This is a genomic window from Chryseobacterium sp. 2987 (assembly GCF_031456375.1).
Lineage (GTDB): Bacteria > Bacteroidota > Bacteroidia > Flavobacteriales > Weeksellaceae > Chryseobacterium > Chryseobacterium vaccae.
Window position 1 is genome coordinate 783008 of record NZ_JAVDUN010000002.1, and the last position, 12253, is coordinate 795260.

The 12253-nt window shown below is 38.0% G+C and carries 14 protein-coding genes; 6 read left to right on the forward strand and 8 right to left on the reverse strand.

All coding sequences use genetic code 11. The annotated features are described in order from the left end of the window. Positions 1–94: 94 nt before the first annotated feature. Positions 95–913: a hypothetical protein gene (locus J2Y40_RS08545; protein WP_153398583.1), complete on the reverse strand. Its 819-nt coding sequence runs from the start codon at positions 911–913 to the stop codon at positions 95–97. Between the two features lie 285 nt (positions 914–1198). On the opposite strand from J2Y40_RS08545, the gene J2Y40_RS08550 reads away from it, so the two are divergent. The 4 genes from J2Y40_RS08550 to murC are packed head-to-tail and all read left to right on the forward strand — an operon-like array spanning position 1199 to position 4459. After that, positions 1199–1828 (forward strand): CoA pyrophosphatase, encoded by a 630-nt coding sequence (locus J2Y40_RS08550; RefSeq protein WP_153398581.1) that lies wholly within the window; start codon positions 1199–1201, stop codon positions 1826–1828. Positions 1829–1855: 27 nt separating this feature from the next. Continuing rightward, positions 1856–2662 carry a 1-acyl-sn-glycerol-3-phosphate acyltransferase gene (locus J2Y40_RS08555; RefSeq protein WP_153398579.1) on the forward strand — a complete coding sequence of 269 codons (807 nt, stop codon included), beginning with the start codon at positions 1856–1858 and terminating at the stop codon, positions 2660–2662. Between the two features lie 15 nt (positions 2663–2677). Continuing rightward, positions 2678–3115 (forward strand): hypothetical protein, encoded by a 438-nt coding sequence (locus J2Y40_RS08560; protein WP_153398577.1) that lies wholly within the window; start codon positions 2678–2680, stop codon positions 3113–3115. A 6-nt stretch (positions 3116–3121) separates the two neighbouring features. Next, on the forward strand, positions 3122–4459 hold the full coding sequence (gene murC / locus J2Y40_RS08565) for a Mur ligase family protein (RefSeq protein WP_309998383.1): 1338 nt from the start codon (positions 3122–3124) through the stop codon (positions 4457–4459). Positions 4460–4572: 113 nt separating this feature from the next. Here murC and J2Y40_RS08570 read toward each other — a convergent pair whose 3' ends face one another. The 4 genes from J2Y40_RS08570 to J2Y40_RS08585 all read right to left on the reverse strand — a co-directional run bounded on the left by J2Y40_RS08570 (position 4573) and on the right by J2Y40_RS08585 (position 8284). Beyond that, positions 4573–5637, reverse strand: coding sequence for a nitronate monooxygenase (locus J2Y40_RS08570; protein ID WP_309998385.1), 1065 nt, complete (start codon positions 5635–5637; stop codon positions 4573–4575). A 521-nt stretch (positions 5638–6158) separates the two neighbouring features. Further along, the gene (locus tag J2Y40_RS08575) at positions 6159–6860 is read right to left on the reverse strand and encodes a DNA alkylation repair protein (protein WP_153398571.1); all 702 of its coding nucleotides are present in this window, start codon (positions 6858–6860) and stop codon (positions 6159–6161) included. A 9-nt stretch (positions 6861–6869) separates the two neighbouring features. Continuing rightward, the gene (locus tag J2Y40_RS08580; RefSeq protein ID WP_153398569.1) at positions 6870–7355 is read right to left on the reverse strand and encodes a hypothetical protein; all 486 of its coding nucleotides are present in this window, start codon (positions 7353–7355) and stop codon (positions 6870–6872) included. A 53-nt stretch (positions 7356–7408) separates the two neighbouring features. Then, the gene (locus J2Y40_RS08585; protein ID WP_153398567.1) at positions 7409–8284 is read right to left on the reverse strand and encodes an aldo/keto reductase; all 876 of its coding nucleotides are present in this window, start codon (positions 8282–8284) and stop codon (positions 7409–7411) included. A gap of 435 nt (positions 8285–8719) precedes the next feature. On the opposite strand from J2Y40_RS08585, the gene J2Y40_RS08590 reads away from it, so the two are divergent. Both J2Y40_RS08590 and J2Y40_RS08595 read left to right on the forward strand, forming a co-directional pair. Then, positions 8720–9154 carry a GNAT family N-acetyltransferase gene (locus J2Y40_RS08590; RefSeq protein WP_309998388.1) on the forward strand — a complete coding sequence of 145 codons (435 nt, stop codon included), beginning with the start codon at positions 8720–8722 and terminating at the stop codon, positions 9152–9154. A 1-nt stretch (position 9155) separates the two neighbouring features. Continuing rightward, on the forward strand, positions 9156–9635 hold the full coding sequence (locus J2Y40_RS08595; RefSeq protein ID WP_153398562.1) for an N-acetyltransferase: 480 nt from the start codon (positions 9156–9158) through the stop codon (positions 9633–9635). Here the strand turns inward: J2Y40_RS08595 and J2Y40_RS08600 are convergent. The 3 genes from J2Y40_RS08600 to J2Y40_RS08610 all read right to left on the reverse strand — a co-directional run bounded on the left by J2Y40_RS08600 (position 9624) and on the right by J2Y40_RS08610 (position 12236). Further along, positions 9624–10133: a GNAT family N-acetyltransferase gene (locus tag J2Y40_RS08600; protein WP_309998390.1), complete on the reverse strand. Its 510-nt coding sequence runs from the start codon at positions 10131–10133 to the stop codon at positions 9624–9626. The two genes, J2Y40_RS08595 and J2Y40_RS08600, sit on opposite strands and share 12 nt — an antisense overlap. A 10-nt stretch (positions 10134–10143) precedes the next feature. Continuing rightward, positions 10144–11055 carry a LysR family transcriptional regulator gene (locus tag J2Y40_RS08605; protein ID WP_309998392.1) on the reverse strand — a complete coding sequence of 304 codons (912 nt, stop codon included), beginning with the start codon at positions 11053–11055 and terminating at the stop codon, positions 10144–10146. Positions 11056–11300: 245 nt separating this feature from the next. After that, positions 11301–12236, reverse strand: coding sequence for an alpha/beta hydrolase (locus tag J2Y40_RS08610; protein WP_309998394.1), 936 nt, complete (start codon positions 12234–12236; stop codon positions 11301–11303). Positions 12237–12253: the final 17 nt, after the last annotated feature.

Sequence of the window (12253 nt, forward strand, 5' to 3'; positions counted from 1 at the left end):
AGGTATATGATGAATAGAGAATTGTAAAGTGCTTAAGGTTTAAAAAAGGAGAAACTGTATGCTTCTCCTTTTTAAGATTACATTACATCCGGATTTAGTTGGATTGGTTCACCACCATGGCGTTTCCGTTACCAACTTGTGCTCCTACGTGCATATGACCTACTCCGCTTTGAGCTACCCAGGTAAAGTTACCGTTACCCATCTGAAGATCAATGGCAGTGTTAGAATCACCAGCCTGAAGCTGATACAGTTGGTTACCGTTTCCAATCTGAGCTCCTACAGAAGTATTATCATCTCCTACCTGAGCAGAAAGTGCAATATTACCGTCACCTAGCTGAGCATTGGTAGCGCTGTTGTCATCACCGCTCTGATACTGTACTAAAATGTTGCTGTCTCCTAACTGAAGCCCGGTAGCCTCATTTCTTCTACCATCCTGTACTTGATAAGCAGCATTGTCATCTCCTACCTGAATGGCTGAAGCTGAATTTCTTCTTCCATCCTGATATTGTACGACTTCGTTTCCGCTGCCTAACTGCATAGATGATGCCTCATTTCTTCTACCTATCTGAGTCTGCTCTGTAGAGTTCTGCATTCCGAACTGCCAGGTTGTTGCAGAGTTTCTGTTACCCTGTTGGCTTACGTTGTTATAGTTGGCAACTCCGGTTTGGTCTACGTCAATTGAATTTCTGTTTCCTACGCTTGAGGCAATGTTTACGTTGAAAGCACCTACCTGGTCAATATCCGCGGTATTACGGTTCCCATCCTGTGTTAAGGAGTTGATGTTCAAAAGACCTGTCTGGTCTACTGTAGCTGTGTTTAAGTTTCCGATCTGGGCAGTCACATCTATGTTTGCTTGTGCGAAGCCGAAACTCATGGCCATTAGTGTAAATACACCTGTAATGAAGTTTTTCATCTTAGTAAAAATTAATTGGTTAATAGTGAGACAAAGGTAGAAGGTAAACCAAAGCAAGAAACCACCATATCAGCGTAAATTTTAAAAATCACGGTTTATGGTATTTAAAGTAACGGTTTATGGTTTTCACAAGGTCACTTATTGCCGTTAGGGGAAAATACGGTAACCCTCTCCTTCCTGCTTTATATTCTACAATTCCGGTAGATGATCATGATAAAATATCCCGGGATGGTTAATTAATGTTAACGGCTTCCATTCTTCAGTTTATATTATTAAATTTGAAGTATGGAAAGTTTCGGAAAAGACCTGTTAAGAAAAATAAAGAGTGTAGGCCTGCCCGGTGAAAATGCACATGGCGTATTTTCGCCACCTTACCGTCCTGTATTTACTTATGATGAAGTGCTGGCAAAAAATCCAAAGTTTGCAGCGGTTAATATCGTATTGTATTTAAAAAATAATGAGTGGTACTTTCCTTTGATTCAGAGAACGATTAACGAACATGACCGTCACAGCGGACAAATCTCCCTTCCAGGCGGAAAACGTGAGGAAATGGACAGAGACTTCGCTGAAACAGCGGTACGTGAAACTTCGGAAGAGATAGGAATAGATAAACATTATGTAAGGATCATCAGAGAAATGTCTCCCATCTATATTCCACCAAGCAACTTTTATGTATATCCTTATATTTCATATACGAAAAAGAACCCGCTCTTTGTTCTTCAGCAGAGTGAAGCTGTGGAAACCATAGAATTTCCCATCACTTCTTTCCTTAATCTGCCCGACAGTCCTGAACTGATGGCGCTTCCAAGTGCAGGAGGCCACGAAGTCCCGGTGATTAATTTCAACGGATATATTATCTGGGGCGCTACAGCAATGATATTGAGTGAGTTTAGCCAGTTGCTGAAAAAAATGTAACTTTGCATTACCGTGTTTAATTGAGAGATGGCGAAGAAAAATATTTTCACCGATGCATTCGGAACACCTTATTTTTTAAAAAGGTTAATTATTTTTATTTTAGGAGTTGTATCCTACAGAAGGTTCAACGGCTTTAATAAATTAAAAATAACCGGTACTGAACACCTTGTGGATCTTCCGGATTCCAATGTGCTTTTCGTATCCAACCATCAGACGTATTTTGCAGATGTAGCTGCAATGTACCACGCATTCTGTGCTGTAAATAACGGATATTTAAATACCATTAAAAACCCGATTTATCTGCTGAATCCCAAAATCGATTTTTATTATGTAGCTGCTGAAGAAACTATGAATAAAGGAATTCTTCCCAAGATCTTCAAGATTGCAGGTGCGGTAACGGTAAAAAGAACCTGGAGAGCAGAAGGAAAAAACATCAACAGAATGGTTGATATGAGCGAGGTTGATAATATTATGAAAGCTCTGGACAATGGCTGGGTAGCTACTTTCCCTCAGGGTACTACCTCGGCATTTGCACAGGGAAGAAGAGGTACCGCCAAGCTGGTAAAAAACCAGCGCCCGATTGTAATCCCTATCAAGATTAACGGATTCAGAAGGGCATTTGATAAGAAAGGTCTCCGGGTAAAGGTTACAGGCGTAAAACCTACGATGGAATTCAAAGCACCTCTAGATATTGATTACGATAATGAAAAGGCGCCTGAAATATTACTGAAGATCATGACTGCCATTGAGCAGACTGAAGACTTCAATCTACTACACAATTATGATGAAGAACTTAAAGCTAAAAAATTAGAACAAAAGGACTCAGATAATTAAAGTAAGTAAAAAATTATGAACAGAATATTAGGAATCTTATTCGCGGTCATAGTATTAGTTTCGTGCAACAGCCAAAAAGTATATTCCGATTTTGATATCAGCTACTCCAAGAGCGGAGGTTATGCACCGATATATGAAAATCTGCTTATTAAAGGTAATAATGTGCACTATTCTTTTGAAGGCCAGGGGAAAAAGTACAAACAGGATTTCAAAATTTCTAACGAAGATCTAAAAAAGCTGGATCAGACTCTTTCCCAAAACAATTTCAGAAGGATACAGGAGGACCGTAAAAAGCTGTATGACAATATAGCAACGTCCATCAATGTAAAGAAAGGACCTAATGAAGGCAGTAAAACTGATGCCAGCATGATTATGCCTAACTTCACCACCAACTGGAACAACATTCTGAATGCTTTCCAGGAAATTATTAATAACAACGTAAAAAAACAGTAAATAAAGTTGAAAACCCACTTCATTGCTATCGGCGGAAGCGCCATGCATAACCTTGCTATTGCGTTAAAAGACAAAGGATATCAGGTAACAGGTTCAGATGATGCTATTTTTGAACCTTCAAGATCCAGACTGGAAAAGAAAGGAATTCTGCCTCAGGAAATGGGCTGGTTCCCGGAAAAGATCACTCCGGATATTGATGCCGTTATTCTCGGAATGCATGCCCATCAGGATAATCCGGAACTGGCCAAAGCAAAAGAACTGGGATTAAAAATTTACTCATACCCGGAATTTCTTTACGAACAGTCTAAAAATAAAACCAGAGTAGTTATTGCCGGTTCACATGGTAAAACAACCATCACCTCTATGATTCTCCATGTTCTGAACTTCCATCAGAAGGATGTTGATTTTATGGTAGGTGCACAGCTGGAAGGCTTCGACTGTATGGTGAAATTAACCCAGGATAATGATTTTATGGTACTGGAAGGTGATGAATACCTTTCCTCTCCTATTGATCTTCGTTCAAAATTTCTCCTTTATCAGCCGAATATCGCTTTGATGAGTGGTATTGCATGGGATCATATCAATGTTTTCAAAACATTCGACGATTATATAGAACAGTTCAGAAAGTTTACGGCAAGCATTACCCCGGGTGGTGTTATGGTGTATAACGAGGAAGATTCTGAAGTGGTAAAGGTAGTGGAAGCTGCTGAAAATTATTTCAGAAAAATTCCTTACAAAACTCCTGAATATGAGATTAACGGCGGAAAAGTATATCTGAAAACGGAAATGGGAGATGTTCCTCTGTCTGTTTTCGGCGCTCATAATCTTCTGAATATGGAAGGAGCAAGACATATCTGCCAACAGCTGGGAATTATGGATGAGGATTTTTATGAAGCCATCATGAGTTTCAAAGGAGCTTCAAAACGTCTTGAAAAGGTAGAAAGAGATGATAAAGGCACCCTTTACAAAGATTTTGCTCATGCACCAAGCAAGGTAAAAGCAACGGTGAAGGCATTCCAGGAACAGTTTAAGAACGAAACCCAATACGGTTTCCTTGAACTTCATACGTATTCAAGCTTAAATCCTGTGTTCCTTGAGCAGTATGATCATGCTATGGACGGACTGGATGAAGCCATCGTTTTCTATTCTGAGGACGCTTTAAAGATCAAAAGAATGGAGCCTATTTCTCCGGAATTCATTAAAGAAAAATTTAAAAATGACCGTTTAAGAGTATTCACCAATGCTGAAGACCTTCATGCCTACTGGAATACTTTAGATAAGAACAAAGGGGTTTACCTGATGATGAGTTCAGGGAACTTCGGAGGGCTGGATCTTACCCAATAATAAGATACTATTCATCTATATTTCAACTCCTTTCAGGTAAACTGGAAGGAGTTTTTTTGAATATTTTGGGTAAAACTCAGTAGCGGCGGGCTAAAGCCCGCCGCTACTGAGTTTTAATTTGTTTTTTCAGAATCCCTGATCAGATTGGTCAAAATCTCTTCAGTAGAAGCTTCGTTGTAATCATGAATGGATTGTCCAGTCCAGATCCCCACAAAGTCTGTATTATTCATTGTTTTTGCAACCCGTCTTAGTTCATTAGTGAGTTTATTCTGGTATGGGTATGGGAGAATATGCTCTGAATATTCAAGGGTTTCAATGAACTTATTTCTGATTCCTCTGGCGTAGCGTCCTGAAAAGCTCCGGGTGAGCATAATATCTTTTTCAGTTACATTTTTAAGCCTTTCTTTTTCAAATGGCTGCAGGGCACTTTCCTGGGAAGCCAGCAACATGCTTCCTACCTGAAATCCCTCTGCCCCTAATTCTTTAGCTGCTCTTAAAGTTCTTCCGTTATAAATTCCGCCCGCATAGATAAGAGGAACTTTCACATGATTATATACCTCAGAAAACAAAGATATTCCTCCGATTTTCGGGATATTGTCAGCATTAAAACTGCCCCGGTGGCCTCCTGCCTCTATTCCCTGAACACAGATCATATCAATTCCGGATTTTTCAAGAATTAAAGCTTCTTCAACTGAAGTACAGGTTCCAATGAGGGTTACTCCGTTTTCTTTCAGTTTTTGAATACTTTTATCATCCAGATTTCCAAAAGTAAAGCTTAGTATTTTACAGCCTTCTTCAATTACAGCTTCTACCAGTTCCTGATAACCATTTGCTTTAAGATCACTGAGATCAGGAAGCTGTACTTCAAGATGATTTTCCCTGGCCAGCTGTTCAATAAAATACTTTGTCCTGATGTATTTTTCTTTTAATATTTCCGTGACTTCGGGAATGTTATGGGCAAACAGGTTGACCGCAAAAGGTTGATCAGTAAGCTTTTTTATTTCCCGGATCAGCTCAACAGCCTTTTCTGCGGAGAGGTCAGCAATTGCCAGAGACCCCAGACCTCCGGCTCTGGCAGCAGCGGCCGCCATTTGCGGGGTACTTACTCCAAACATCGGAGCTTGGATTATGGGATATTTTATATTCAATTTTTTGCTGATGGTGTCGGGCCAGAACATAGGTTTTATTTTACCTAAAATTTACGAAAAATCCAGAAAACCAATACTGTATGTTTTTATGATATGACTCATAAGATCCTATCCGGGATTGGCACGGATTCTTTTAATTTAGAGTCTTGATCGACAGAAAATATTAAGAGCCTGTTTAAATTTCTAAATTTGATTTTTTATAACATTTAAATTTTTATCTAAATCAAATTCTTTGAGTATTTTTTGAATAAAATGATAATGTACTGATAACGTGTTTTTTCATGCAAAGTTTTAACTTCATTATGGATATTTTCAGAGAGCAAAGGATAGAATCAACTTCGTTGATTCGTCGAAGCGTGTGGATAAGTATACCGCTTCATCAGCGACAAAGTCGCTTCACTTTCCCCACTTCAAATAAAGCGGTATTATTCATCAACCTGCGTTTATCTTTTTAATTACAAAATAATTTCAAACATGATTTATTGAGTTTTATCAACAAAACATATGATCATCAAGTGCATAAAAATTCCTGAATAAAATGTAAACAGGCTCTACCCTTTTCTGAGGTCTTTATAATGTTTTTTCATTTCGGGATCAAGCTTCTCTATGGCATAGGAAAATGTGGCGGCAGGCATTGTTTTCACATACCGGTCAAGAAAAGAACGGTGTCGCTCAGGATCTTTTTTACCGGCTTCCCTTACCCAGCTTCCCACTGCTTTATTCACCAGTTCATCAGAATCATGCACAAGGATTTCTGCAATGGCAAACGTATCTTCTACCTCATTCTCCCTGATAAAAGCATGGGTACTTACTATGGCAGTTCTTCTTTCCCAGGGACTTTCAGATTCTGCGAGTTTATAAAGAATATCTCTGGGCTTGTCAATAAGGTACTCTCCGATAATATTCCTGGCTCCTCTGTCCACAAAATCCCAATTATTCAGGCGGTCATGACGTATCAGATAAAGATCAAAAAGTTGTTTTTTCTTATCTGCAGAAACTTTCTTATTTCCGGCCTGGAAATCCATAATGCTCACGGCTCCCATTCTAACTTCATAAAATTCACTGTTAAGCAGTTCATTGATTTCCTCTAAAGGCATCGCAGAAAATTCTTTTGCCGTAGTGAATACATTTCCGAACCTTACCCCAAAATGCCGGGTTATTCCATCATTTCCCTTGAAAAACTTTTTAACCTTATCAATTTCATTCTCATCTTTGAATGATGATAGCTTTTCTATGAATTCTCCTGCTGTCATAACAATTTTTTATTTAAGCCAGTTCCTGTACTTTTCTTCCACCCATTTTTTCAGATATTGATTGAAATTAAACAATAACTGCTCGGTTTCAGAAACAAAAAATTCCTGTGGAAGCCCTTCTGTAATACTGATATAAAGAGGCTTCGCCCAATTCATTAAGAACATTTGCGATCCCGTATCCGTCATACAGAAAGTTACATTCTCGTAGATCTGTTTTAAGCTTTGATAATCAGAATCCATTAATTTTTCAAGGTAATTAAAAATGGTTTCCGGGACTTCTCCTTCTTCAGTATAAACATCTGAACCGTTCTTCGTTATTTTTTCATGCTGAAAAGCTTTCATCCGGAAGATATAATTGAAATCATGGTCAATCAGCAGTTCAGCCCCCAGCAATCTTTCACTAAAACCATCGGAAGTATCAAAAGAGAAGATATAGTCACCGTTCAGAGTAACTGTATTTTTATCTTCATCAAATTTTCTTGAATTAATCCACATAGTTTAAAAAATAATTTCCGCAGACCTGATGATCTGCGGAAAATTTATAATCGTTAAATATCTGCTACAGATTTCAGCATTTTCTGCTCCCATTCAGGATCTTTCGGATCAAAGAACAGCCTTTTTCCTGTATCCAGAGAACGGACGGTATTCATTTCATCTTCTGTCAGTTCAAAGTCAAAAACATTGAAGTTTTCTTCAATTCTGGAAGGGGTTACCGATTTAGGAATTACTACAAAACCTTCCTGAAGATGCCATCTCAGAATTACCTGGGCTGTTGTTTTATGGTATTTTTCAGCAATTGCTTTTAATTCTGCATTATTTAAAAGGTCTGCATTTCCGTTTCCAAGCGGGCTCCACGGCTGGGTAATGATATTATTCTCCCTGTCGTACACCTGAAGCTCTTTCTGCTGGAATACCGGGTGAAGCTCAATTTGGTTGATCACAGGAAGTATTGTTGAATTTTCCTTTAATTCCTCCAGTTTTTCTACCGTAAAATTACATACGCCTATTGCTTTGATCTTTCCTTCACTGTATAATTCCTCCAGTGCCTTCCATGTTCCCAGGAAATCTCCATAAGGCCAGTGGATCAGATACATATCCAGATAATCCATCTGAAGTCTGTCCAATGTTCTCTGAAATGCACTTTTGGCTTTTTCATACCCGTGATCCTGAACCCATACTTTTGAGGTGATAAAAAGGTCATCCCTGTCCACCCCGCTGTTTTTTACCGCATTTCCTACTGCTGTTTCATTCTGGTAAATAGCTGCCGTATCAATCATTCTGTATCCTGTATGAATTGCCTTAATCACCGCCTTTTCACATTCTTCCAGATTCTCCATCTGCCATACTCCAAAACCCAGTGCAGGAATATCCACTCCGTTATTTAAGGTCACTACAGGCTGTCCTGTATAGGTCTTCTTTTGCATAATTTTTACTTTAAATTTTTAATATCAAGATAAGGTATAACAAATTTGCGATAAAAATTTCAAAATCCGGCTTACCAATTTTACTGTTATTTATTAAAAAACTAGCATTGGGTGAGTTGGGAGAGCGCAAGATACGCAAAGGCTTTAAACCATTATGCTGCTTTTAATACGCGAGAAATCAAAGATTTTCAACAAATAATTTCCGTTCTTACTAAAAAAGGTTCCCACAGATTGCACAAATTTCACAGAAAAAAATCTGTGATTTGTGTATTTGTGGGAGCTAGATTTATACAAATTTTGAAATTCAATATTGTAAAATCTGCTCAATCTGCCTGATGCACGAGAGAAAAATAGATTGGCTTATTAAATCATCACTCTAATTCCTGTACACTGGGAACTACCATCTAAATTCCTATTTTTGCAAAAACAAAAACAATGTCACATACGATCAGGCTTGCCAATGCTGAAGATTATTCAAGAATTATGGAGATCTGGGAATCTGCGGTAAAAGCTACTCATGATTTTCTTGCTGAGGAAGATTTCAACTATTTCAAAGAAGTTATTCCAAGGGATTATCTTCCGAATCTTGAAGTTTATCTCATCACCGAAGATGAAAAAGCAGAAGGGTTTGCGTCTGTTGCGGAAGGTAACCTGGAAATGCTTTTCATCCATAATGATAACCGTGGAAAAGGATATGGCAGAAAGTTATATGAATTCATGAAGGAAAAAACGGGTCTTACCAAGGTAGATGTTAATGAGCAGAATCCTCAGGCCATTGGCTTTTACGAAAAAATGGGATTCAGACAGACCGGAAGATCAGAAAAAGACGGTTCCGGAAAAGACTATCCTATCATCCACATGAGTCTGTAAAATGGAGAATTATACCTTCCGAAAAATAAAACCGGATTCAGAAATTCCATACGATCTGCTTCTGCTTGCCGATGAAACCGTTGAGGCTATCAACCGATATATCTTTGATTCCGACATTTATCTATTGAATAACGGAGCGTTTGATATTGCAGTTATTGCACTTTACGATAACAGCGATACAGAGTTGGAGATCAAGAACATGGCCGTTATTGAAGATTTCAGAAGCAGAGGTATCGGCAGTATTCTGATTGATAAAGCCAAAGAAATTGCTTTGAAAAACGGGTGTGAAATTTTAACTGTGGGAACTTCAGATACCGGATTTCAGCAGATCAGATTCTATGAAAAGAATGGATTTGTTAAAAAAGGGATCCGTAAAGATTTTTTTATAGAAAATTATCCTTCTCCGATCTTCGAAAACGGCTTACAGATGCGGGATATGGTGGTTCTGGAATTTTCAATCTATCATGAACTATTTCCGTAGGTCTTCAATAGTGTAAATGACACCATTATTCCCATCAAAATCAAACTCGCGGTCGAAGATCATTCCCATTTTTTGAAGTACTCTTATGGATGCAGTATTACCGATCATTGCCCGCCCTATTATTTTTGGAAGATTCAATTTTTCAAATCCATAATTAAGGCTGGCAGCTGCACTTTCTGAAGCATATCCTTTATTCCAGTATTCTTCAAAAAACCGGAATCCAATATCTGTTTCACGGGTTTCTTCATGGTACTTTAAACCGCACCAGCCAAGAAATGTATGATCAGATTTATCCACAACAGCCCATCTTCCATAACCGTTCCTGTCATAATCTTTATAGTTCTTTAAAAAATTCCGGGCTTCTTCTACACTGGTAAATGATGAATCTCCGGTATATTTTATAACATTGGGATTTTGGTTGAGATTAAAGAAATGTTCTGCATCTTCAGGGGTTAGCTCTCTCAATAAAAGACGTTCAGTTTCGGCTATTTTTTTCATATCAGTGGGGTTATGCCGTTACTTTCTTACCCATCATCTGGCGGAACAGGCCTTTGATATGATCTATTTCAGACTGGTAATTTGTTTTCTTCCGGCATCCGAAATACAATGTGTTTTCCAGTTTTTTCTCTCCTTTCCAGATCAGCTTGATCTCACCATTATCAATTTCATTCTTACACAGGAAATCAGGGACAACGGCCAATCCTGTTCCTCCTTTCAGGCATCTTATGATTGAATTTAAATTCGGAACGATATAATTCGGACGGAAATTCGGCTTATGTCCAAAATTCATGATCCAGAACTGAAATAAATGCTCCATATCTCCGGTGGTTCCGTACCATTTTTCCTGTTTCAGCCATTCTTCAATATGTTCCGGGCCTTTTGTATGTGCGGTTTCAAGAAAACTTTCTGTATCCACATCTTTCCCGCCTACCAGAATGATCTGTTCTGAAGAAAAAGCTTCATGTTCAATATTAGGAGATACGCCTTTTTTAGGAGTAATGATAAGATCCAGAATCCCTTTATCAAGCTGTTCCAGCATTTCAGGATATTCCCCGAAACTGATGATCAGGTTGAAAGGCAGCGTGGAAACATATTGTTCCAATGTGGTCTGGAATGTTTCAAAGCACATGCCCACACTAATCGTAGGCGTCAGCTTTTCTGTAGATTTCTGGAAGTTTTTTTCTACATCTTCAAGTTTGGCTAACGGCTCTGAAACAGCATTAAACAAAACTTTTCCTCTTTCGGTAGGAATCATTTTCCGGCCTGTCCTGTCAAATAACTTATATCCTACATATGCTTCTAGGGAACTTAAATGAAGACTTACGCCCGGCTGTGAAATAAACAGGGATTCTGCAGCGCCTGTCAGTGTTCCGGTTTTATAGATGGCTTTAAAAGTGCGGTACCATTCTAAGTTGACCATAACTTTAATTATAAATATTATGATACAAAATTACAAAATAATCATAATACTAATTGCTATTTTAATTAGATCAGGAAGCTGGAGACTGGAAGAAAGAAGTTCAATGAGCCTATACAATAATGATCACCTGATATATTGATTTTTTTATTGAATCCAATAATATCTATAAATCATCTGCTCAATCTGATCTCCAAACTTCCCTCTCCTGCTTCCTGCCTTTTATTTTTGTTCAAACTGAACTCCGATTATTTTAATACCTGAAGAATTGTATTCTGAAACTTTTCCGATTCATCTTTATGAATCTGATGTCCTGAATTTTCAAATAAAAACAGATCTTTTTTAGGAGCTTTTACTTTTCTGAAATACTCGGTTGTAATTCTGGTGGAAGTTTGAATATCATTTTTGCCGACAAAGAAATAAATAGGACATTCCACTTTTTTTAAAGTCTTAGGCAGATCAATATTCATCACTTCATTCCAGGCAGGTGACCATGTTTTTGACCATTTAAGAAAACCTTTTTTAAAATCTTCACTGGTTACATTTTTCTTTCCGTCTTTATAAAAAAGCCACTTTCTTAAATAAAACAGGTCTTCATCCACTTTAAACGGAATTTGTACACTTGCTAATTCTTTAGTCGCAACAGGATCTTCTTTGAAATGATCTTTTAAAATCTGAAGTAGTTCCTTCTCACTCTCCAACTGGCTTACAACAGGATTTACGGCAAAATAAGCATGTAATAGCTCCGGATGATTTCTAACGATATAGAACCCTAAAGCATTCCCCCATGAACTTCCCAACAGGTATACTTTATCCTGTTTTAATTCTTTTCTCAGAAAATTAATAACCTGATACGTATCTTTTCCCATCAGCTCAACTGAAGGCTGCACTGGCGAAGGATTTAATTCCAGGGTTTTCCCGGCATCTCTTTGGTCCCACTGAACAATGGTAAATTTGCTTTTTAAAAGATTCGTAAAGGAATCTGCATTTGTTCTCATTGAGCTTCCGGGTCCTCCTGATAAAAAGAGCAATATCGGTTTACCGGAATCATCAGTTTTAATATCTATGGCTTGTTTTATTCCTCCAATTTCCGGAGTAAGCAAAGTATCTATTTTTCCTTTGTGTAATTGTGCCATACAAAATACAGATAATAGTAAAAGAATAAAAAGGCTTGTCTTTTTCATGATTTCTAAATTTTAAT

Coding starts and splice junctions, on each gene's coding strand:
- J2Y40_RS08545 (WP_153398583.1), bottom strand. CDS start 913: ATGAAAAACTTCATTACAGGTGTATTTACACTAATGGCCATGAGTTTC.
- J2Y40_RS08550 (WP_153398581.1), top strand. CDS start 1,199: ATGGAAAGTTTCGGAAAAGACCTGTTAAGAAAAATAAAGAGTGTAGGC.
- J2Y40_RS08555 (WP_153398579.1), top strand. CDS start 1,856: ATGGCGAAGAAAAATATTTTCACCGATGCATTCGGAACACCTTATTTT.
- J2Y40_RS08560 (WP_153398577.1), top strand. CDS start 2,678: ATGAACAGAATATTAGGAATCTTATTCGCGGTCATAGTATTAGTTTCG.
- J2Y40_RS08570 (WP_309998385.1), bottom strand. CDS start 5,637: ATGTTCTGGCCCGACACCATCAGCAAAAAATTGAATATAAAATATCCC.
- J2Y40_RS08575 (WP_153398571.1), bottom strand. CDS start 6,860: ATGACAGCAGGAGAATTCATAGAAAAGCTATCATCATTCAAAGATGAG.
- J2Y40_RS08580 (WP_153398569.1), bottom strand. CDS start 7,355: ATGTGGATTAATTCAAGAAAATTTGATGAAGATAAAAATACAGTTACT.
- J2Y40_RS08585 (WP_153398567.1), bottom strand. CDS start 8,284: ATGCAAAAGAAGACCTATACAGGACAGCCTGTAGTGACCTTAAATAAC.
- J2Y40_RS08590 (WP_309998388.1), top strand. CDS start 8,720: ATGTCACATACGATCAGGCTTGCCAATGCTGAAGATTATTCAAGAATT.
- J2Y40_RS08595 (WP_153398562.1), top strand. CDS start 9,156: ATGGAGAATTATACCTTCCGAAAAATAAAACCGGATTCAGAAATTCCA.
- J2Y40_RS08600 (WP_309998390.1), bottom strand. CDS start 10,133: ATGAAAAAAATAGCCGAAACTGAACGTCTTTTATTGAGAGAGCTAACC.
- J2Y40_RS08605 (WP_309998392.1), bottom strand. CDS start 11,055: ATGGTCAACTTAGAATGGTACCGCACTTTTAAAGCCATCTATAAAACC.
- J2Y40_RS08610 (WP_309998394.1), bottom strand. CDS start 12,236: ATGAAAAAGACAAGCCTTTTTATTCTTTTACTATTATCTGTATTTTGT.